General features: G+C 58.8%; 13 protein-coding genes and 1 tRNA gene. 9 read left to right on the plus strand and 5 right to left on the minus strand.

Annotated features, from left to right (window positions below; all coding sequences use genetic code 11):
* Positions 1–60 precede the first annotated feature (60 nt).
* The 3 genes from rdrA to OKC31_RS19680 form a co-directional block, all read right to left on the minus strand.
* The gene (rdrA, locus tag OKC31_RS19670) at positions 61–2,166 is read right to left on the minus strand and encodes an antiviral RADAR system adenosine triphosphatase RdrA (protein WP_270657461.1); all 2,106 of its coding nucleotides are present in this window, start codon (positions 2,164–2,166) and stop codon (positions 61–63) included.
* A gap of 181 nt (positions 2,167–2,347) precedes the next feature.
* A tRNA-Thr gene (locus OKC31_RS19675) sits at positions 2,348–2,423 on the minus strand.
* An 89-nt stretch (positions 2,424–2,512) separates the two neighbouring features.
* Positions 2,513–3,253: a phosphatase gene (locus tag OKC31_RS19680; RefSeq protein WP_247823157.1), complete on the minus strand. Its 741-nt coding sequence runs from the start codon at positions 3,251–3,253 to the stop codon at positions 2,513–2,515.
* Positions 3,254–3,721: 468 nt separating this feature from the next.
* Between OKC31_RS19680 and OKC31_RS19685 the strand changes: the two genes are divergently transcribed.
* From OKC31_RS19685 to OKC31_RS19710, 6 genes are all read left to right on the plus strand, one after another.
* Entirely contained in the window at positions 3,722–4,375 is a 654-nt protein-coding gene (locus tag OKC31_RS19685; protein ID WP_005334507.1) for a TetR/AcrR family transcriptional regulator, read from the plus strand.
* Between the two features lie 48 nt (positions 4,376–4,423).
* Positions 4,424–6,763: an acyl-CoA dehydrogenase gene (locus OKC31_RS19690; RefSeq protein ID WP_270657462.1), complete on the plus strand. Its 2,340-nt coding sequence runs from the start codon at positions 4,424–4,426 to the stop codon at positions 6,761–6,763.
* Positions 6,764–6,930: 167 nt separating this feature from the next.
* Positions 6,931–9,993 (plus strand): efflux RND transporter permease subunit, encoded by a 3,063-nt coding sequence (locus OKC31_RS19695; RefSeq protein WP_270657463.1) that lies wholly within the window; start codon positions 6,931–6,933, stop codon positions 9,991–9,993.
* Between the two features lie 15 nt (positions 9,994–10,008).
* On the plus strand, positions 10,009–11,058 hold the full coding sequence (locus tag OKC31_RS19700) for an efflux RND transporter periplasmic adaptor subunit (RefSeq protein ID WP_270657464.1): 1,050 nt from the start codon (positions 10,009–10,011) through the stop codon (positions 11,056–11,058).
* 115 nt (positions 11,059–11,173) lie between these two features.
* A complete protein-coding gene (gene ruvC / locus OKC31_RS19705) occupies positions 11,174–11,695 on the plus strand; it encodes a crossover junction endodeoxyribonuclease RuvC (protein WP_005334512.1) in 522 nt (173 codons plus the stop codon).
* A 342-nt stretch (positions 11,696–12,037) separates the two neighbouring features.
* Positions 12,038–12,619 carry a hypothetical protein gene (locus OKC31_RS19710; RefSeq protein WP_258721797.1) on the plus strand — a complete coding sequence of 194 codons (582 nt, stop codon included), beginning with the start codon at positions 12,038–12,040 and terminating at the stop codon, positions 12,617–12,619.
* A 53-nt stretch (positions 12,620–12,672) separates the two neighbouring features.
* Here OKC31_RS19710 and OKC31_RS19715 read toward each other — a convergent pair whose 3' ends face one another.
* Positions 12,673–13,863 carry a MalY/PatB family protein gene (locus OKC31_RS19715; protein ID WP_270657465.1) on the minus strand — a complete coding sequence of 397 codons (1,191 nt, stop codon included), beginning with the start codon at positions 13,861–13,863 and terminating at the stop codon, positions 12,673–12,675.
* An 87-nt stretch (positions 13,864–13,950) separates the two neighbouring features.
* Positions 13,951–15,522 (minus strand): maltose/glucose-specific PTS transporter subunit IIBC, encoded by a 1,572-nt coding sequence (gene malX / locus OKC31_RS19720; RefSeq protein WP_270657466.1) that lies wholly within the window; start codon positions 15,520–15,522, stop codon positions 13,951–13,953.
* Between the two features lie 281 nt (positions 15,523–15,803).
* Between malX and OKC31_RS19725 the strand changes: the two genes are divergently transcribed.
* From OKC31_RS19725 to OKC31_RS19735, 3 genes are all read left to right on the plus strand, one after another.
* Positions 15,804–16,841 carry a Mal regulon transcriptional regulator MalI gene (locus OKC31_RS19725; RefSeq protein WP_005344074.1) on the plus strand — a complete coding sequence of 346 codons (1,038 nt, stop codon included), beginning with the start codon at positions 15,804–15,806 and terminating at the stop codon, positions 16,839–16,841.
* A 240-nt stretch (positions 16,842–17,081) separates the two neighbouring features.
* On the plus strand, positions 17,082–17,993 hold the full coding sequence (locus OKC31_RS19730; RefSeq protein WP_182963520.1) for a BRCT domain-containing protein: 912 nt from the start codon (positions 17,082–17,084) through the stop codon (positions 17,991–17,993).
* Between the two features lie 166 nt (positions 17,994–18,159).
* On the plus strand, positions 18,160–18,423 hold the full coding sequence (locus OKC31_RS19735) for a hypothetical protein (protein ID WP_005334591.1): 264 nt from the start codon (positions 18,160–18,162) through the stop codon (positions 18,421–18,423).
* The last annotated feature ends 245 nt before the right edge of the window (positions 18,424–18,668 follow it).

The raw sequence follows: 18,668 nt of genomic DNA on the forward strand, positions 1-18,668 counted from the left end.
CTATCTGGAAAAGGTACTGGATGCTGGGTTGGCTAAATTGACCTCAATTTAACAATTTGTTCACGCTCTCACCCTGTAGATAAGCCAAGGCGAGACATCTAGTTCCGCAATGGAATAGTCTTTGCGCCATTGCGCAATTTCCTGCTGTAGATCACTCAAAGCCAAGTCGAGCGGGTCTTCCACTTCTTCGTCATTGCTATCGTCAGTTATCTGGTCTCCATCATTAACATCTTGCTGCTCTGAAACCGCAATATCCTGCACTTGTGACTTGGCAGAGAAGAATGGTGCCGAGTGAAGAATCCGCTGCAAATCGATTAACTCTACATCACCAAGCAGGCTGGTAATAATCAGCTCAAAGATACGCCCGATATTTAGCAAAACTGTACGCCTTGCCGTCGTGTAGAAGTAATGCTCTGCCAGCAAGTTAAGCAACAACCCGGCCTTTCGCGAAAGTAGCTCATTTGAAGTAAAATCCGCTGAGACCTTGCCAAGTGCAGCCAACCAGTTTTGATTATTTGCATTACGACTGTAGGAAAGCTGCTTTTGCAAATCTTTATTGATGTTGCTGCCGACCTCTGCCAGCGGATATGGCAAGATCGTTTTCAATCCTGACAAATCACGGAACCATACTTTGGGTAGCTTGTCTTTCAGCGTTCCTTCCCAATCAGATAGATCATGCTTTCGTTCAAAATGCTGATAGTTCACATTGCCGTGCATACGCGGCTGGAATAGTGGTGTGTCAAATACGCTGCCACTGTGTTGACCGGCTGCTGCATCTTGCCATTGCTGCCAATGTTTACTTGCTAGTAAAACCAGATACGCAGCACCACCTGCTGGTTCGAACTTGAAGTGCTTTTCCAAGCTTAATAACCATTTCTTGCGATCGACATTATCCTCACCAGTACTTGCATCGACGGCAGATGATGGCTTGGAAAATTTTGCAAACGTGGTATAAGCAGAGCCGTATTCTCGCTTCTGGTCTTTATGTCGTTGCTGATATTCCTTTTCAAACTCTTCAATCGCTTTGACAGGCACGTCCGGCATTTGCCACGCTCGCTTGACCTGTAAGGTAGAATCAGCTTCTTTGACGGCTTTAGGTAAAGCGGGTATCAGTTGGTGACACCGATTCAATAATTGAGTCAGCGCGCGCATAGAAGGAATTGGCAACGACAATTGACTATCGCCCAGACCATTTACCGGCCCTGCCAGAAAAATCTCCAGCCACGCAATAAAGTTGCGCAGCGGCATTACGTCGGCTGGTTTATCATCACGCAAGTAGATATTGCTCTGCTGCCAATAGCGGCTGACTTCCGGCATGGTCAAACGGCGCGGGAATGGCAGGGTCTTGCGCTGATACTCTGCGGCCAACAGTACAGCTGTGTCATAGGCCTCCTTGCGACGGTAGCTGGAATCCTTGGTCAGGCGACCATGAAAATCACGCCAGGTCACATCGTTGTAAAGCTTGCGGTCGCCGCAGACGATGGGCAAAACATAAGGCGTGGCCAGATAGCGGCGCACGATTTCAAGGTTTTCAAAGGCACGATTAAGCGAGGTATCGACGTCATCAATCGGCAGGATCAGCAGCTGTTTGCCGAGCAAGCCCAGTACTTCACGGAAGAAATCCTGCACGCAGTCAGCCAACTGCTTATTGCTGAACATGGCGCGAACCTTGTCCATGCCGTAACGGTCTTGTTGTGTCTCGACCGACTCCAATGACTGAGCGAGTTTTTCCAGCGTCTGGTTCAGGCTACGGGCTTTATCCGGTTTGTTGCGCTGTTGTTCTTTGACATCTTTGTCGTGTAGTACCGCCGCGACAATGATGTGCAGGAATAGCGACTCTCCATTTTCCAGCAGGGTTGGGTCTACCGGGTCGAGGATGTGCACTTTGCTTAGGATAGATTTGTGCTCATCTTGATTCAGATAGCTTTTCAGGTTGACCAGTACGGCTGTCTTGCCGGTGCCGCGCTCACCGTCTATCGAGATGGCGTTGTGTTCTCGCAGCTCATTGAGCGATCTGCTTTCGGCGGCTTCTGCCTTGTTCACGGCATCAATAATCATCTGCGCCAGTGGTTCGTACACTTCATTGCGTGGCAGCAGGGTGTTGGCTTCGGGCAAGACGGCTGATTCGCCGGCATTTAGGGGGATGTATCGCTTGTTGTGGCTCATGAGCGGCACCTAGCTAGCGGGTTTATATAGGGCAAAATTGGGTCTGATTCTATCACGACAAATACAAAAGACATTTACCATGCCAAGTACAAGCTACTTGTTTGCAGGGGCTGATGTTAGCCCAGTGTTAGCCCACCCTTTAAATGAACAAGGCCCACATCGCTGTGAGCCTTGCTATATCTGGTGCCGATAAGGGGAATCGAACTCCTGACCTTCGCATTACGAATGCGCTGCTCTACCAACTGAGCTATACCGGCTTGTTGCCAGTCAGATTCATGAAAAATGGCTGGCGTGTCAATCGAGCCAGCTCGATTTTATGAGTTGGCTCATGGTGTTAGCGCCCATTCTACAGATCCGTAAACTCGGGGATATGGGCGCGGCCGCGACTCTCGAGGAAATCGAGCAGGGCACGGGGGGAGCGCACCAGGATCCGCTCCAGCGGGAAGCCCGCTTCGGTCACCAGCCGGTGGCAATGGTCAAAATCGCCGAGGCTGAAAGCGACGTGGGAATCGGAGCCGAAGGTGAGGTAGGCCCCCAGATCTCGCGCGGCTTCAACGATTGCGCGACAGTTGCCTTCGCTACCCGGGCGCGAGTGAATGAAGGAGGAGTTGTTGATCTCCAGCGCCACCCGATAGTCAGCTGCCGCCTTGACCACAGTCTGAATATCGATGGGAAATGAGGGGTTGCCCGGGTGGCTGATCATGTCGACCCGGCCGCTCTTGATGGCGTTGATCATCGCCTGGGTGTGGGTAGCCTGATCGCAGGGAGGGAATACCTGCTCATGAAAACCCGCCATGATCATGTCGAGGCGCGACTCGTAACGCTCGGGAAAATCGATCTCCCCCTCCAGGTTTTTGATGTTGGCCTCGATACCCCGCAGGATCCCTACCCCATCCACCACTCTTGGCAATATCGGCAAGTTGGCAAAATGCCAGACATGAGGGGCATCGGCCATCTCGGGGCCATGATCCGTGGTGGCGAACAGCTTGATCCCCTTGGCCCTGGCTATCGGCAGATAGTCGTGGATAGTGCTGTAGGCATGGGTGCTGGCAATGGTGTGAGTGTGGGTATCGACCGGGTACTTCATCTTCTCTCCCCTCATATTTTGAAAGGGCAGCATAGCAAAGAGCGGCAGCTTGGGCCACGCCAGTGCTTGCCACACTTTGTCACAAAATGCCGCGAAGCTGACATAGTCTGAGGGGCTCTGGCTGGCATACTGCCCCCGTCGATACATGCCTGAACTCGCATCGACAGTTTGCTGTCAGGATGACGCGAACTCACTTTCCCCACCGTCGCGCCCTGCGGCGGTTTTTTTTGCCTGCAAGCCGCAAACTGGTAACAAACGCGCAAAAAAAGGCCCAACTAGCATGGTGCAGGTTGGGCGAGACTTAATGTTTAATTGCAGTGGCATAGATATAGAGTCCTGCTTTTTGACTAAGTTCCGCCCACTTTGCTTTTTTCATCGAAAAACATTCCGCTAACACTCATTCACATTCTCTTGACACTTCACGTTATGAAACGTACTTTTTAAACATTCGTTTAAGTGAGGTGTCCAGTGAGTAAAATCGATACCAAAAACCGTATTCTCGACGCCGCTGAAGTGCTGTTTGCCGAGCGGGGATTCGCCGATACCTCTTTGCGTCTGATCACCAGTGAAGCCGACGTCAATCTGGCGTCGGTGAACTATCACTTCGGCTCCAAGAAGGAGCTGATCCAGGCAGTACTCGACCGTTACCTGAGCCTGTTTATGCCCGATCTCGATGCCCGCCTGCGGGTACTGATGGAGCAGGAGCAGCTGACCCTGCTGCAACTGTTTGAAAGTTTTGTCGAGCCGCTGATGAAGCTATCGGCGGTGCGGGCCAACGGCCCGGCCATCTTCATGCAGCTGCTGGGGCGCGGCTATATCGACAGCCAGGGCCACCTGCGCCGCTTTATCACCGCCCACTATGGCCCCATTTTGCAGCGGATCACCCAGGCCATCTCCAAGGCCAATCCGGCCCTGTCGCCGGCGGATCTCTTCTGGCGCCTGCACTTCACTCTGGGCACCGTCGTATTCACCATGGCCTCTGCCGATGCCCTGCGCGACATCGCCCTGGCCGACTTTGGCCAGCAGCTCGATGTGGAAGGGCTGGTGCGCAACGTTATTCCTTATCTGGCGTCCGGAGTCGGGGCGCCCGTGGAGTCGACCAGGCTATCCCTGGCCGTGTAACAACAAACAATAAATCAACGGAAACAGTGAAATAGAAGGAACTTCGGTATGATCACATTGCTTGTCCTGCTGGTGCTGGCGATAGCCGTTGTGCTCGGCGTACCCTCCATCCGTAAAAAGGTGGTAACCCGTCCGGTGTTCGGCATCTTCAAAAAGATATTGCCGCCCTTGTCAGCTACCGAGCGGGAGGCCATGGAAGCTGGCTCCGTCTGGTGGGATGGCGAGTTGTTTCGCGGCAACCCCGACTGGAAAAAACTGCACGGCTACGGCAAGGCCGAGCTGACCGCAGAGGAGCAGGCCTTTATCGACAATCAGGTCGAAACCCTGCTCGCCATGGTTGATGACTTCAAGATCGTCAACGAAACCAAAGACCTGCCAGAGCCGGTGTGGGACTATCTGAAGAAGGAAGGCTTCTTCTCCCTGATCATCCCGAAATCCTACGGCGGCCGCGAATTCTCGGCGATTGCCAACTCCACCATCGTCACCCGTATCGCGACCAAGAGCCTGAGCGTGGCGGTTACCGTCATGGTGCCGAACTCCCTCGGCCCGGGCGAGCTGCTGATGCACTACGGCACCCAGGCCCAGAAAGATTTCTGGCTGCCGGGGCTGGCCAATGGCAAAGAGGTGCCCTGCTTCGCCCTGACCGGGCCGGAAGCGGGCTCCGATGCGGGTGCCATTCCTGACAAGGGGATCGTCTGCAAAGGGATGCACAAGGGTGAAGAGGTGCTGGGTATTCGCCTCAACTGGAACAAGCGCTACATCACCCTGGCGCCGCGCGCCACCGTGCTGGGGCTGGCATTCAAACTCTATGACCCGGAAAAACTGCTGGGTGACAAGGAAGAGCTCGGCATCACCTGCGCGCTCATCCCCACCAGCCACCCCGGCGTGCGCGTCGGCGATCGCCACTACCCCATGGGTCTGGCGTTCCTGAACGGCCCGACCTTCGGCAAGGATGTGTTCATTCCGCTCGACTGGATCATCGGTGGCCCGGATTACGCAGGTCGCGGCTGGCGCATGCTGGTGGAGTGTCTCTCCGCCGGTCGCGGCATCTCGCTGCCTGCTCTGGGTACCGCCTGTGGTCACATGGCGAGCCGCACCGTGGGCGCCTACTCCTATGTGCGCAAACAGTTCGGCATGTCCATCGGCAAGTTTGAAGGTGTGCAAGAGGCGCTGGCCCGTATCGGCGGCCTCACCTATCAGCTGGAAGGGGCCCGTCGCATGACCGCAGGTTCCCTGGACTTGGGTCAGGCACCGGCCATCGTCACCGCGATTTCCAAGTACCACATGACCGAGATGGCGCGCCAGATCATGGATGACTCCATGGACATCCACGCCGGTCGCGCCATCCAGCTCGGTCCGAAAAACTACACCGGCTACGCCTACATGGGTATTCCGGTGGCCATCACGGTGGAAGGGGCCAACATCCTGACCCGCAACCTGATGATCTTCGGGCAGGGTGCCACCCGCTGCCACCCATACGTCTTTGCCGAGCTGGAAGCGGCAGCCGATACCGACGTGGAGCGCGGTCTCGAGAAGTTTGACGCCCTGCTGATCAAACACATCGCCTTCGGTGCTGGCAACTTCTTCGGCTCCCTGTTCCAGGGGCTGACCCTGGGTCAGTTCAACAGCGCGCCGGTGGCTGGCGAAACCGCCCGCTACTACAAGCAGCTCTCCCGCATGAGTAAAGGGCTGGCCCTGTGCGCCGACGTCTCCATGCTGATGCTGGGTGGCGATCTCAAGCGCAAGGAGATGATCTCCGCCCGCTTGGGTGACGTGCTGAGCCATCTCTATCTGGCCTCCGCCACCCTCAAGCACTACGAGGATCAGGGCCGTATGGTCTCCGATCTGCCGTTCGTGCAGTACGCGGTGGAGCGCAACCTCTACCTGATTGGCAAGGCGTTCGAGGGCTTCTTCCAGAACTTCCCGAACAAGGTGGTGGGTGCCGTACTCAAGCGCGTGGTGTTCCCGTTCGGCGTGGGTTACAAGATGCCGGCAGACGATCGCTGCCACGCCATCTGTCTGGCCATGATGAAGCCGGGCGAGTTCCGCGACCGTCTGACCGCCCTCTGCTATGTGGGCAAGGACGAGGCAGATCCGGTCGGTCTGATGGAGCGTGCCTTCCAGGCCATGGTCGCAGTGCAGCCCTACGAGAAGAAGCTGGTGCAGGCCCAAAAAGAGGGCAAACTGCCCCGCAAACTGGCGCTGCCGGAGCTGGTTGCCGCTGCGCTGGCCGGTTCCATCCTGAGCAAGGACGAAGCGGACAAACTGCTGGCCGCCGATGCCCTGCGCTACGAAGCCATTCAGGTAGACAACTTCGCCCCGGGCGAGCTGGAAGGCTTCTCCCAGCAAGCAAACAAGCAGCCAAACAAGGTCGAGCACGCCGCCTGATCCCTTGGCAAACCAGTACCAAACCGGCCCTCGTGGCCGGTTTTTTTGTTTGTTAACCATGCATTTACAAGCCGGGCGAATTCCAGTTAAATGCTTGAGTCCCTGTTGCAGGGGCTTTGGAAGCAAGGCCAGCGGAATGGCCGATAACAACAACTCAGGAAGAGTGAATGAACCTCGCCAAAACGGCGATCGAACGCCCCATCTGGGTGGCGGTCTCGATCGTGCTGATTTTCCTGCTGGGCCTGCTCAGCATCCGGGGACTGCCGATCCAGCTGTTCCCCGACATCGACCGTCCACACCTCAACATCTCGGTGAGCTGGCGTTCAGCCTCGCCCCAGGAGATGGAGTCGGAGATCACCGACCCCATCGAGCAGGAGATGCAGGGGGTGCAGGGGCTCAAGAGCCTTGTCAGCAACAGCTATCCCGGCTTTACCGAAATCGACATGGAGTTTGCCCTCGGCACCGACATGCAGCGGGCCCAGCTCGATGTGATTTCGCGGCTGAACCGGGTCTCGGGATTGCCGGACAAGATTGGCGGCCCCTACGTCAACAACTACAGCAGCAACGACACCCTCACCTTCTTCTTCATCCAGCAACTGCCCGGCGCCAAGGGGGTGATCGATGATCATCAGGCGTTGATCGAGGCGCGGGTCAAACCCGAGCTGGAGCGCATCGAAGGGGTCTCGACGGTCGCAGTCGAGGGGATCAACGAGCGCCAGATCCAGATCCGTTTCGACCCCTATCGCGCCGCCGAGCTGGGGGTGGAGATCCCGGTGCTGGCCAGCCGGGCCACCACCGGCTGGGACGTGTCGGCCGGTACCCTCGACATCGGTCGCTGGGAGTACAAGCTGCGCTTCGCCGGTCGTTACGACGTCGAGACGCTGGGGGACAAGGTGGTGGACTGGCGCAATGGCCTGCCCATCTATCTGCGGGATGTAGCAGAAGTAAGGGTGGCCAGGGAAGAGAACCCGGTGCTGCGGATCCAGAACGGCAATACCGCCATCGCCGCCCGGATCTTCAAGGAGAGCGGCGCCAATGCCCTGGCCTCCCTTGAGGCGATCAAGGCCCGGGTGAACGAGCTCAACCGGGAGGTGCTGGAGCCGGTCGGGCTGCACATGGAGCAGTCATTCGATGCCTCCCTCTACATCAATCGCGCCGTCAGCATGGTCACCGCCAACCTGGGGCTCGGGGTGCTGCTCTCTTGCGCCATCCTCTGGCTCTTCCTGCGCCAGCTCAAGGCGACCCTGATGATTGCCCTCGCCATCCCCATCAGCATCATGCTCACCTTCTGCCTGCTCAAGGTGATGGATCGCACCCTCAATATCATCTCGCTGGCGGGCATCGCCTTTGCCGTCGGCATGGTGCTCGACGCCGCCATCGTGGTGCTGGAGAGTATCTACCGGCGCCACGAGCGGGGGGATTTGAGCAAGGCGGAGGCGGCGCTTGAAGGCACCCGTCAGGTGTGGACGGCGCTGGTCGCCTCCACCCTCACCACGGTCGCCATCTTCCTGCCGGTGCTGCTGCTCAACGATGTGGAGGGTCAGCTGTTTGCCGATCTGGCGCTCACCATCGCCTGCGCCGTGACTGTCTCCATGCTGGTCGCCGTCATCGTGCTGCCCGCTGTGGCGGCGCGCTGGATGGGACATGAAACGCTGACCGATCCCTATGAGTCGCTGTGGCAGCGCACCACCCGTCATGTGATCCGCTGGACCTCGACCTCACGCCAGCGCTGGACGGTCATCACCCTGATGATGAGTCTGCCGGCACTGGCCACCTGGGCGCTGCTGCCCAAGATGGACTATCTGCCGGACGTGAAACGGGACGCGGTGGATGTCTGGATGAACTTCACCCCCGGGGTCAACCTCAAGGCCCAGCGCGAAGAGGTGATCGATACCCTGATCGCCCGCCTCGCCCCCTACATGAAGGGGGAGAAAGAGCCTGCCCTCAAGAACTACTACATCTTGCGCTACCCGGGGGGCGCCCAGATTGGCGTGCGCCCCAAGGACGAGACCCGCATCAAGGAGCTGGAGAGCCTGTTGATGAAACAGCTGCTGGTGGGTATTCCCGACACCCGGGTGTTCGGCGGTCAGGGGTCGCTGTTTGGCGGCTTTGACAGCGAGAACGGCGTCTCCCTGCTGCTGCAGGGAGGCAACCTGCCCGAGCTCTATCAGGCGGCCCGTGCCAGCATGGGGATCCTCAGCAAGGACCTGCCGGGAGCACAGATCCGGCCCGAGCCGAGTCTCGACTTCACCGCCCCCGAGCTCAAACTGGTGCCGCAAGATCGGCGCCTCGCCGAAGTGGGTTGGGATCGCACGCCCCTGCCCACCATCATCCAGACCTTTGGCGACGGCTTGCGGGTCGGCGAGTATTTCGACGGCGAGGATCGGCTCGACATCATGCTGATGGGGCAGAGCTCCGCCAATCCGGACGAACTGAAGGCAGTGCCGCTGGCCACCCCCTCCGGGCGCATCGTCCCCCTTGGCGAGCTGTTGCGGGTAGAGCACGACATGGGCCCGGCCAGTATCTTCCGGGCCGATGGGCGGCGCAGCATCAGCCTGCAGATAGCCCCCCCGGCGGGCATGACCATGGAGCAGGTGATCGACACCCTGAAAAACCGCAGTTTTGCCGCCATCCGTCCCCTGCTGCCCGCCGGTGGCGAGCTGCGCATTGCCGGCAATGCCGACAGCCTGCAACAGGCGCTCGACAATCTGGGGACCATCTTCCTGTTTGCCGTGGTGATCCTGCTGGTGCTGCTGTGGGGAGTGTTTGCCTCCATCAAGGATGCCCTGCTGGTGCTGCTCACCCTGCCCCTTGCCTCAGTTGGCGGCGTGCTGGCACTGCAACTGAGCGGGCTGCTGGTGCCGCTGCCGATGGATCTGCTCACCATCATCGGCTTTGTCATCCTGCTGGGACTGGTGGTCAACAACGCCATCCTGCTGGTGCATCAGACCCGCACCGCCGAGCGGGACGGCATGAGCCGCCAGCTGGCGGTGGCCGATGCCCTGCAAAGCCGGATGCGCCCCATCGCCATGACCAGTCTCACCAGCATCTTCGGCATGCTGCCGCTGATGCTGAGCCCGAGCGAAGGGAGTGAAATTTACCGCGGACTCGCCACCGTCATTGTCGGCGGCATGAGCTGCAGCACCCTGTTTACCCTGATCCTGTTGCCTGCCTTCCTGCGTCTCGGGGAACAGGTGGCGATCCCACAACCCCTGCGCCAGCGGGCCTGAGCAAGGAGCTCATCGATGACACATATGATTACCCGAATGTTGGCTGGCGCTGCGCTGATTGCAGGCAGTGCGCTACCGGTATTGGCCGATCAGGGCAAGATGGTGACCCTGGCGGATGTGACCCAAGGGGATGCGGCCGCCAATATCTGGGTCAGCGGCACGGTGGCGAGTCGCCAGCAGGCGGCACTCAGCGCCGAAGTGAGCGGCCGGGTGGAATGGATCGCCGAATTTGGCAGCCGGGTCAAAAAAGGGGATGAGCTGCTGCGCCTCGACAGCGCGGCGCTGCGCCTCTCGCTGGAGCAGGCTCGCGCCGAGCAGGCGAAATGGCAGAGCAACTTGCGCTTCGCCCGCGCCGAATCCCAGCGGATCACCCGACTGCACCAGCAAAAGAGCGCCTCCCAGAGCCAATACGACAAGGCCAGTTACGATGTGGAGCAGGCCGCGCTGGCCGAGCGGCTGGCCGCCATACAGGTGAACCAAATTGAGGAACAGCTGCGCCGCAGCCACATCTATGCCCCGTTCGACGGAGTGGTGAACAACCACTTCATCCAGCCCGGCGAGCATGTGGACGCGGGCGAGCAGGCGCTGGAGCTGGTCAACCCGGATCAGCCGGATATCCGCCTGCAGGCCCCCATTCTCTGGGCCCAGCAGCTGGCGCCGCAAACCCGGCTGCGGGTGGAGGGGGAGCAGCTGAGCGGTCACGGCGTCTATTACCAGCGGGCCGCCAGCGCCGATCCCAAGTCGCGCCTCATCGAGCTGCGCCTCAAACCGGAAGCGGGCACTTTCATCATCGGCTCGCCGGTACGGGTTGCCCTGCCACTGGGGGAGCAACAGAGCATGCTGCTGCCCCGGGACGCTCTGGTGCTCGGCACCGATGGCAGCGTGGTCTATCAGGTGGCGCGAAGCGGCAAGGCGCTCAAGGTGAATCGGGTGCCGGTCACCGTGCTGTTTGGCGACAGCCAGCAGGTGGCGGTGAGCGGTGCCCTCAAGCAGGGGGATCGGGTAGTGGTGCGTGGCGCAGGCAGCCTGCAGGATGGCGACACCATAGCGCTGTTCAAGGGCTAACCACGCCCGACGCAGGCTGGCCAATCTTTGCCCGCTTGACCCGGGACATACAGCCAAACGGGCCACAGTTTGCTATCTTGGCGGCCATCACTCGCGTTTAGAGCAATCAACACCCATGAGCATTATTTTGGGCATCGATCCGGGTTCGCGGATCACCGGATACGGGGTTATCCGGGTCGTGGGCGGCAAGGCCGAATACTTGGGCTCTGGCTGCATCCGTACCGATTGCGGCGAGCTGCCGGAGCGCCTCAAGCAGGTCTATGACGGGGTATGCGAGATCATCACCCAGTTCAAACCCACCGAGTTTGCCATCGAGCGGGTCTTTATGGCCCGCAACGCCGACTCGGCCCTGAAGCTGGGGCAGGCCCGTGGCAGCGCCATCGTCGCCGCAGTCAACGCCTATCTGCCGGTGAGCGAGTACTCCGCCACCCAGATCAAGCAGGCGGTGGTCGGCACCGGTGGCGCCGCCAAGGAGCAGGTGCAGCATATGGTGACCCATCTGCTGAAACTCTCCGCCACCCCGCAGGCGGATGCAGCAGATGCCCTCGGCGTCGCGCTCTGCCACCTGCACACCCGCCAGAGCCTGATCAAGATGGCCGGCCGCGCCAGCAGCTCGGTACGTGGCCGCTATCGCTGAGCCCTTATGTCGTCCACGACTCATCTCGATATCGCTAAATAAAAAAACCACCCCGGATCTTCGGGGCGGTTTTGTTTTGGGCGCGGAATAGAGAGCAATCCGGAGAGCAAGGTCATGCACGCCAGCTCCATCAAAAGTTGCAATCGAGCGACACGTGCGCCAACGTGACGAGCAACTCGATTATCATCGTAAACCCGTACCGTATTGCCATCAGACACAACGCCAAAGAGGCTTATAAATCACACTCTTGGCAATAGATACTTGCTTTCAATTAGTCGTGGCCGCAGACAATACAACCTCGAGTTACAAACTGATATGAATCACGCCAAGGAAGAATTAGATATGGAAAAAATCGGACTTTCCGCTATCGCCCTTCTGCTATGTGGTTGTTCTGCTGCTGGCGTCGTAATAAGCAACGACCCTTGGCAAAATCTGGCCCAAGCAGATGTGCTGATTGAACATGGGCGGGCAACCGCTGCAGAAAAACTTATCGTCGAAGCCAGAAACCTTTGCAAGGAAGACGCGGTTTGCCATGCCATGGCAGATAGAGAATATGCCCTGCTACTCCTATCTTCTTCCGTTGGTTCTACTTGGGCTGAACACTATAAAGAACAAGGGTTTATAGATCAGACAGTCAACCTGCAAAACAGGACAATCAAGGCTGCAGCATATCTGGAGCAGGCCGCCACTCAGCTAAATACAACAACCGCTTACGACAAGCTGAGCAATGTGCAGCTACTAAAAGCCTCTGTCTATCAGGAACTGCAGGATCAAAAAAGTACCTGTTCATCCCTGGCTCAAGCGCTGACAGCCTACCAAGATAATCTGCGCCATAACCCAGGCGCAGCCCCGCAGGGGGTGGATGGTTACGCCTCGCTGGGAGACTATATCATCGCACGGCAGAAAGCCGTTCGCTGTATGTAAACAGGTATCTTATGGTTCAGTGCCCCTTGCCAGCATTGGCAAGGGGCACTGTGTTAAACCACCTCCCCCAGTGCGCCGATCAGGGCGTCGAGTCCTTGATCAACCTTCGAGCGCGGGCAGCCGACATTGAGGCGGATATAGCCTGTGCCTTCCGAGCCATAGGTGTCGCCGCGCATGATGGCGACCCGGTATTTCTCCACCAGCAAGGTTTGCAGCGCATCCATCCGTTCGGTGGAGTCGATGCCAAGGCCGCGCAGATCAATCCAGGCGAGATAGGTTCCCTCGGGCACCCGATAGTCGATGGCGGGGAAGGCGGCGTTGAGCCGCGCCGCCACATGGGTGAGGTTGCCGTGCAGGTAGGCTTTCAGGGCATCGAGCCAGGCAGCCCCATCCCGATAGGCGCTGATATGGGCCAGCACCCCGAGAATGGGCGGCGATGAGAGGCCGTGGGCCGCCTTGAGCCGCTGCAGATAGGCGGCGCGCACCCCGGCGTTGGCGATAAAGGCGTAGGCGCCGCCAAGGGCGGGAATATTGAAGGATTTGGAGCCCGAGCTCACCAGCGCCCAGCCATTGTCCGGTGCCACTTCACTCCACGGCAAGTAGCGGGCAAAGCTCACATCCATATGGATGTCGTCCGAGATGACCTTGACCCCGTGGCGCTGGCAGATAGCTGCCATCCGGCCCAGTTCATCCCGCGTCCAGACCCGGCCGGTGGGGTTGTGGGGGCTGCAGAGCAGCAAAATCCGGCAATCGGGGCGAGCCGCTTGTTGCTCGAAACATTGCCAGTCGATCTGGTAACTCCCCTCTGTTTTTTTGAGCGGACAGGGCAGCAGCACCCTGTCGTTGGCTGCCAGCATATTGCCGAAGGCATCGTAGGCCGGGGTATGCACCAGCACCCCTTCCCCCGGCGCCGACCAGAGGCTCACCAGCTGGGCAATCACATAGATGACCGAGGGGCCGTAAACCAGCGTCTCGGGGTCGAGGCTCGCCCCGTAACGGCTGGCAAACCAGTTGCTCACCGCCCCCTTGAAGTCGTCGTGATTCCAGCGGCTGTAGCCAAATACCCCGTGCTCAAGGCGGGCTGCCAGCGTCTGGCGAATGCAGGGGGCGGTCTCGAAATCCATGTCGGAGATGGTAAAGGGGAGCAGGTCGGCATGGCCAAAACGGTCGGCTACATAGTCCCACTGGGTGCAGTAGGTGCCGTGGCGGTCGACCACGCGGTCGAAGTCATAAATATCGTGCATGAAGTTTCTCCCTCCATAAACAGGAGACATATTGGGAGAGGCAAACAAGGGGGGCTTGCGCCCCCCGTTCGGTTCTTATTGGCCGGTTCAGGCCCCCATCAGGCTCTGCAGCTGGTTTTTCACCAGATGCACCTGCGGGCCGATCACCACCTGCAGGTTGTGCTCGTCGAGCTTGATCACCCCGATGGCGCCGTTTGCTTTCAATACCTTGTCATCGACCCGGCTCATATCCTGCACCGACATCCGCAGGCGGGTGATGCAGTTATCGAGCACGAGGATGTTATCGGCCCCGCCCAGGGCGTTAAGGATGATTTCACCGTTGTAACCGCTGTTGCCGGCCTTCTTGCCTGCGGGCTGGGCAGTCTCGCTAGTCTCGATTTCACGGCCGGGGGTCTTGAGGTTAAAGCGCACGATGGCGAAGCGGAACACGCTGTAGTAGATGGCAAACCAGATGGCAGCCGCAACCGGCACCAGATACCACTTGGTGGCGGTGCCTTGCAGCACGCCGAACACCAGAAAATCGATGAGGTTGCCGTCAGTGTTGCCGATGGTGACGCCAAGCAGCCCCATGGTCATAAAGCCCAGACCCGTCAGGATGGCGTGAATGACGTAGAGTACCGGCGCCACGAACAGGAACAGGAACTCCAGCGGCTCTGTGATCCCACCGATGACGCAGGCCACCACGCCGGAGACCAGCAGTGCCTTGATCTTGCCGCGATTTTCCGGGCGGGCGCAGTGATACATGGCGAGCGCCGCGCCCGGCAGGCCGCCGAGGAAGGCTGGCATCTTGCCCTGCGAGAGGAAGGAGGTGGCAGAGACCGAGAAGCCGGAAGTGTCGGCGCAGGAGAGCTCGGCGTAGAAGATATTGAGGGCGCCGCTCACCTCGTGACCGCATACCAGCTGGGTGCCGCCCGCTTCGGTAAAGCGAATGAGCGCCACCAGAATATGGTGCAGACCGAGCGGCAGCAGCAGACGTTCACCGGTACCGAACAGGAAGGGGCCGAAGGGGCCGGCGTGGGAGATGAGCGCCCCGATGCCATTGATGCCGGCGGCAAACCAGGGCCAGACGAACGGCACGACCAGACCGACCACACCCAGCACCAGCGCGGTGATGATGGGCACGAAGCGGGCACCGCCGAAGAAGGCGAGCGCATCGGGCATCTTGTAGGTGTAGAAACGGGCGTGCAGTTTGGCGACGATCACCCCGACGATGATGGCCCCCAGAATACCGGTGTCGATGGAGCTGATGCCGAGGATCGATTTCACCCCGTAGGCCTTCTCCGCCGCCCCGTCACCGATGACGTTGGCCACGGTCAGGTAGAAGTTGATGGAGAGGTTGAGCGCCGCATAGCCGACGAAACCGGCAAAGGCTGCGACCCCCTTCTCTTCCCGCGCCAGCCCGAGCGGAATGGCCACCGCAAACATCACTGGCAGGTAGATAAAGGCCACCAGCCCCACCTTGGTCATCCAAAGGAACAGCAGTTGCAGCACTGTATTGTCGAGGAAGGGCATGCTCTGCTTGACCGCATCGCTGGTGAGCGAGCTGCCGACACCGAGCAGGATGCCCGAGAAGGCCAGCAGGGCGACCGGCAACATAAAGGTCTTGCCGAGGCTCTGCAGGAACTCCCAGATGGTGGATTTGGCTTGAGGCTTGGCCATGAAACGGCTCCTTGTGAATAGACAGCAATATCTGCGGCTTTCCCCGTGGCTGCTCGTAGCAATCTCGACGCAGAGGCGCGGGTCAGCATCAGGTTTTGCTGGATGATAAAACGTTTTATCAATTTACAAGTGCCGACAGGATCACAGAATAAGGGGGCTGGCTGGCAGCATGATCCAAATTTGTGAGCCGGATCGGCCAGATGGTGATGTAACGTTTCACTTGGCAACCCAAGCAGGTATGCTGGGGCCTCGCTTTCAACTGTCCGTCGTCCATTCGCCCTATGTCGCCCAAATCCCTCTCTGCCAAAGCCACCAAGATCACCGACGTCGCCCAGCGGGCGGGAGTGTCGGTCACCACCGTCTCCATGGTGCTCAACGGCAAGGGGCGCATCTCGCCGGCCACCGCCGAGCGGGTGCAGCAGGCGATAAAAGAGCTCGACTATGTGCCCAACAGCGCCGCCGCCAACCTGCGCAGCCAGCAGTCCAATCTGGTGGGGCTGATCCTGCGCGACATCACCGACCCCTTCTATACCGAAGTGACCGCCGGGGTGAGCGAGGTGCTGGAGCAGCAGGGCTATCTGCTGTTTCTGACCCAGTGCGGCCACAGCCCGGAGCGGCTGCAGCAGAGCATCCACTCCCTGTCACGCCAAGGGGTGGCGGGCATCATCTTCAATCCGGTGCGCGGCGCTGCGGCCAAAACCCTGGAGACCCTGCTCGACTCCGAGCTGCCGGTGGTGTGCGCCGCCCGCTCCTACTATCGGGATGACGTGGACTTTATCGGCCCCGACAACACCCACGCCGCCAAGCAGGCCACCACTTACCTGATCGAGCAGGGGCACCGCCATATCGCCTATGTCGGCGGGCGGGCCGACTCCCTCACCCGTGCCGAGCGCATCGGCGGCTACTGCGCCAGCCTGCTGCAATATGGCCTGCCCTTCAAACCGGAGTGGGTACTGGAGTGCGAGCGCACCCAGCGCAGCGCCGCCGACACCATCGCCCAGCTGCTGCACCAGCACCCCAAGGTGACCGCCGTGCTCTGCCACTACCCCGAGGTGGCGCTCGGCGCCATCTATGGCGTCGAGGCGAGCGGCCGCACCGTGGGCAAGGACAACTACATCGGCCAGCAGGTGGCCCTGCTCGGTTTTGACGATGTGGCAGAGGCCGAACTCACCTCCCCCGCTCTCACCTTCGTCAGCTCACCGGCCCGCGAAATCGGCCGTCAGGCGGCGAGACGACTGCTGACCCGGATGCAGCAACCCGAGCTCGCCCCCAACCGCCATATCATCACCCCCAATCTACAAAAGCGGGAGTCGGCCTGAGCTCCCGCCATTTACTAGATGAACATGAGTTGGCCCGCCACCCGGCAAGCATGGACATTTATCTCCAATCTTCTTGGGAACCATTTCTCGACAAAGCTCACATGCGTGACGAATGGCAGACAAGTCTTCTGGCCTGATTGAAGCCATCTTTTATATGATGAGGTCATTAGGTTCACCCGCAGCGAGCCATATCTCTACGGGTAGTTCCCACTCTCTTTGTAACCAGCAAGGGATCATGCAATGGGTGAATTGAATCGTCATGGCCAGCCAGTCGCTAACTACAATGCAGCACGCAACCGCGACAAGCTGTTGAATAATCTGATGGGGATCTTGGATGGCATAATCGCAGACAGTCTAATCGATGAGCAGGAGATCCTTTATCTGGATACTTGGCTCAAAGAGAGTGCCAGCCTCAACGGCTGGATCTTTCGTGAGCTACGAGAAATGGTCGCTAATGTGCTGCAAGACGGTAAGTTGTGTGAAGAAGAAAAAGTCCACCTTATGAGTGCGCTTCCCCGTCTGATGGAAACATATCGTCATCTACCGGGTGTCGACTTCTATTCAGAGGAATCAGACAAGCTATTACTCGAGGGGCTCTGTCAGGGGTTGATGGGAGATCAACAGCTGTCCGATGACGAGATCCATTACCTGAGTTGGTGGATGAAACAAAACAGCATGCTGAGGGCCCACTATCCCGGAAAACAGCTGTATCAGACGGTGGAGCGTATCCTTTTGGATGGCATTATTACTGCCGAAGAGAGAGAGGAGTTGCAGCAACAATTGATGTTGTTTATCGGCAATCCCTTCGAGCAGGGGGCTGTCACGGGTATGGCAACCAAGTTGGCCATCAGTGACTCCGAAATAGATACCCTATATGACTGTACTGTTTGCTTCACCGGCATGTTTCTTTCCGGTACACGCCGACAGTGCGAGGAAACAGCCTTGCTATTGGGGGCAACTCCCCAAGATTCTGTCACCCAGAAACTTGATTACCTCATCATCGGTGAGCTCAGTTCGCGGGATTGGCGCTTCTCCTCATACGGCAGAAAAATCGAAAAGGCCATGTTGTTGCAGGAGAAAGGACACTCGGTACGTATCGTCACCGAAGAAGCCTGGCTTGCCCATGCCAACACTCTGCACGAGTCGGCTTGAACCTTATATCACGGCGGGGGCTCACGCCCGCGCCCTGACAATTCACTCCTTCTGCTAGCCAACAGCACGCCAAAACGTGAGGCCGCTCACTGCGCCGGCAAGGAGAGATTGAGAGCCAAGTGAAGAGGGATATGATGGGCGCCTGCCTCACTTCACGAGCCCATTTATGAGCAACCCGCACGACCAGAACCCGCCGAGTGAAATCCATCGCTGTGACAAATGCAGGGAGCGTACCCGCCATATCGTGGTGCTGGTCGCCCGCGATCACAGCCAGGACATCATGCCCAAGGATCCGCGCAAAGCCTTCTGGCAAGCCTTTACTTCCAGCAGCATCACCAACTGGGCGTTTGGTGAAACACTGGCCTACCAGACCACCCATGTAAAACATCTGATCTGCGAACGCTGCGGGGAGAAGTTTCTGGAGTATTGATGGCTCCAGTCTGTCATCCGTCACACAACCAACCGAATAAAGTCCCGCCATCAAGCAAGTAGTTTGTTGATCCTTGGTAGGTTTTTACCTGCTGCCGGTTTTGCATTGCCCCCACCTTGAGTACCATGGCTCACTTGGCAACCGGGATTGGGGAGGGCGTTGCCGAGATCGCTCTGGCCACCATAGCGCCACCCCCTCCCACCACATCGCCGGTTAACAGCAGCAGAGTGGAGGCTGTCGTCCAG

This window comes from Aeromonas sp. Y293-4 (assembly GCF_027705905.1).
In the GTDB taxonomy this organism is placed as follows: Bacteria; Pseudomonadota; Gammaproteobacteria; order Enterobacterales; family Aeromonadaceae; genus Aeromonas; species Aeromonas veronii.

Excerpts from the sequence above, each read along its gene's own strand:
- OKC31_RS19690 (WP_270657462.1), top strand. The coding sequence starts at position 4,424 with ATGATCACATTGCTTGTCCTGCTGGTGCTGGCGATAGCCGTTGTGCTC.
- OKC31_RS19725 (WP_005344074.1), top strand. The coding sequence starts at position 15,804 with ATGTCGCCCAAATCCCTCTCTGCCAAAGCCACCAAGATCACCGACGTC.
- OKC31_RS19715 (WP_270657465.1), bottom strand. The coding sequence starts at position 13,863 with ATGCACGATATTTATGACTTCGACCGCGTGGTCGACCGCCACGGCACC.
- rdrA (WP_270657461.1), bottom strand. The coding sequence starts at position 2,166 with ATGAGCCACAACAAGCGATACATCCCCCTAAATGCCGGCGAATCAGCC.
- ruvC (WP_005334512.1), top strand. The coding sequence starts at position 11,174 with ATGAGCATTATTTTGGGCATCGATCCGGGTTCGCGGATCACCGGATAC.
- OKC31_RS19695 (WP_270657463.1), top strand. The coding sequence starts at position 6,931 with ATGAACCTCGCCAAAACGGCGATCGAACGCCCCATCTGGGTGGCGGTC.
- OKC31_RS19680 (WP_247823157.1), bottom strand. The coding sequence starts at position 3,253 with ATGAAGTACCCGGTCGATACCCACACTCACACCATTGCCAGCACCCAT.
- OKC31_RS19710 (WP_258721797.1), top strand. The coding sequence starts at position 12,038 with ATGGAAAAAATCGGACTTTCCGCTATCGCCCTTCTGCTATGTGGTTGT.
- OKC31_RS19730 (WP_182963520.1), top strand. The coding sequence starts at position 17,082 with ATGGGTGAATTGAATCGTCATGGCCAGCCAGTCGCTAACTACAATGCA.
- OKC31_RS19735 (WP_005334591.1), top strand. The coding sequence starts at position 18,160 with ATGAGCAACCCGCACGACCAGAACCCGCCGAGTGAAATCCATCGCTGT.
- malX (WP_270657466.1), bottom strand. The coding sequence starts at position 15,522 with ATGGCCAAGCCTCAAGCCAAATCCACCATCTGGGAGTTCCTGCAGAGC.
- OKC31_RS19700 (WP_270657464.1), top strand. The coding sequence starts at position 10,009 with ATGACACATATGATTACCCGAATGTTGGCTGGCGCTGCGCTGATTGCA.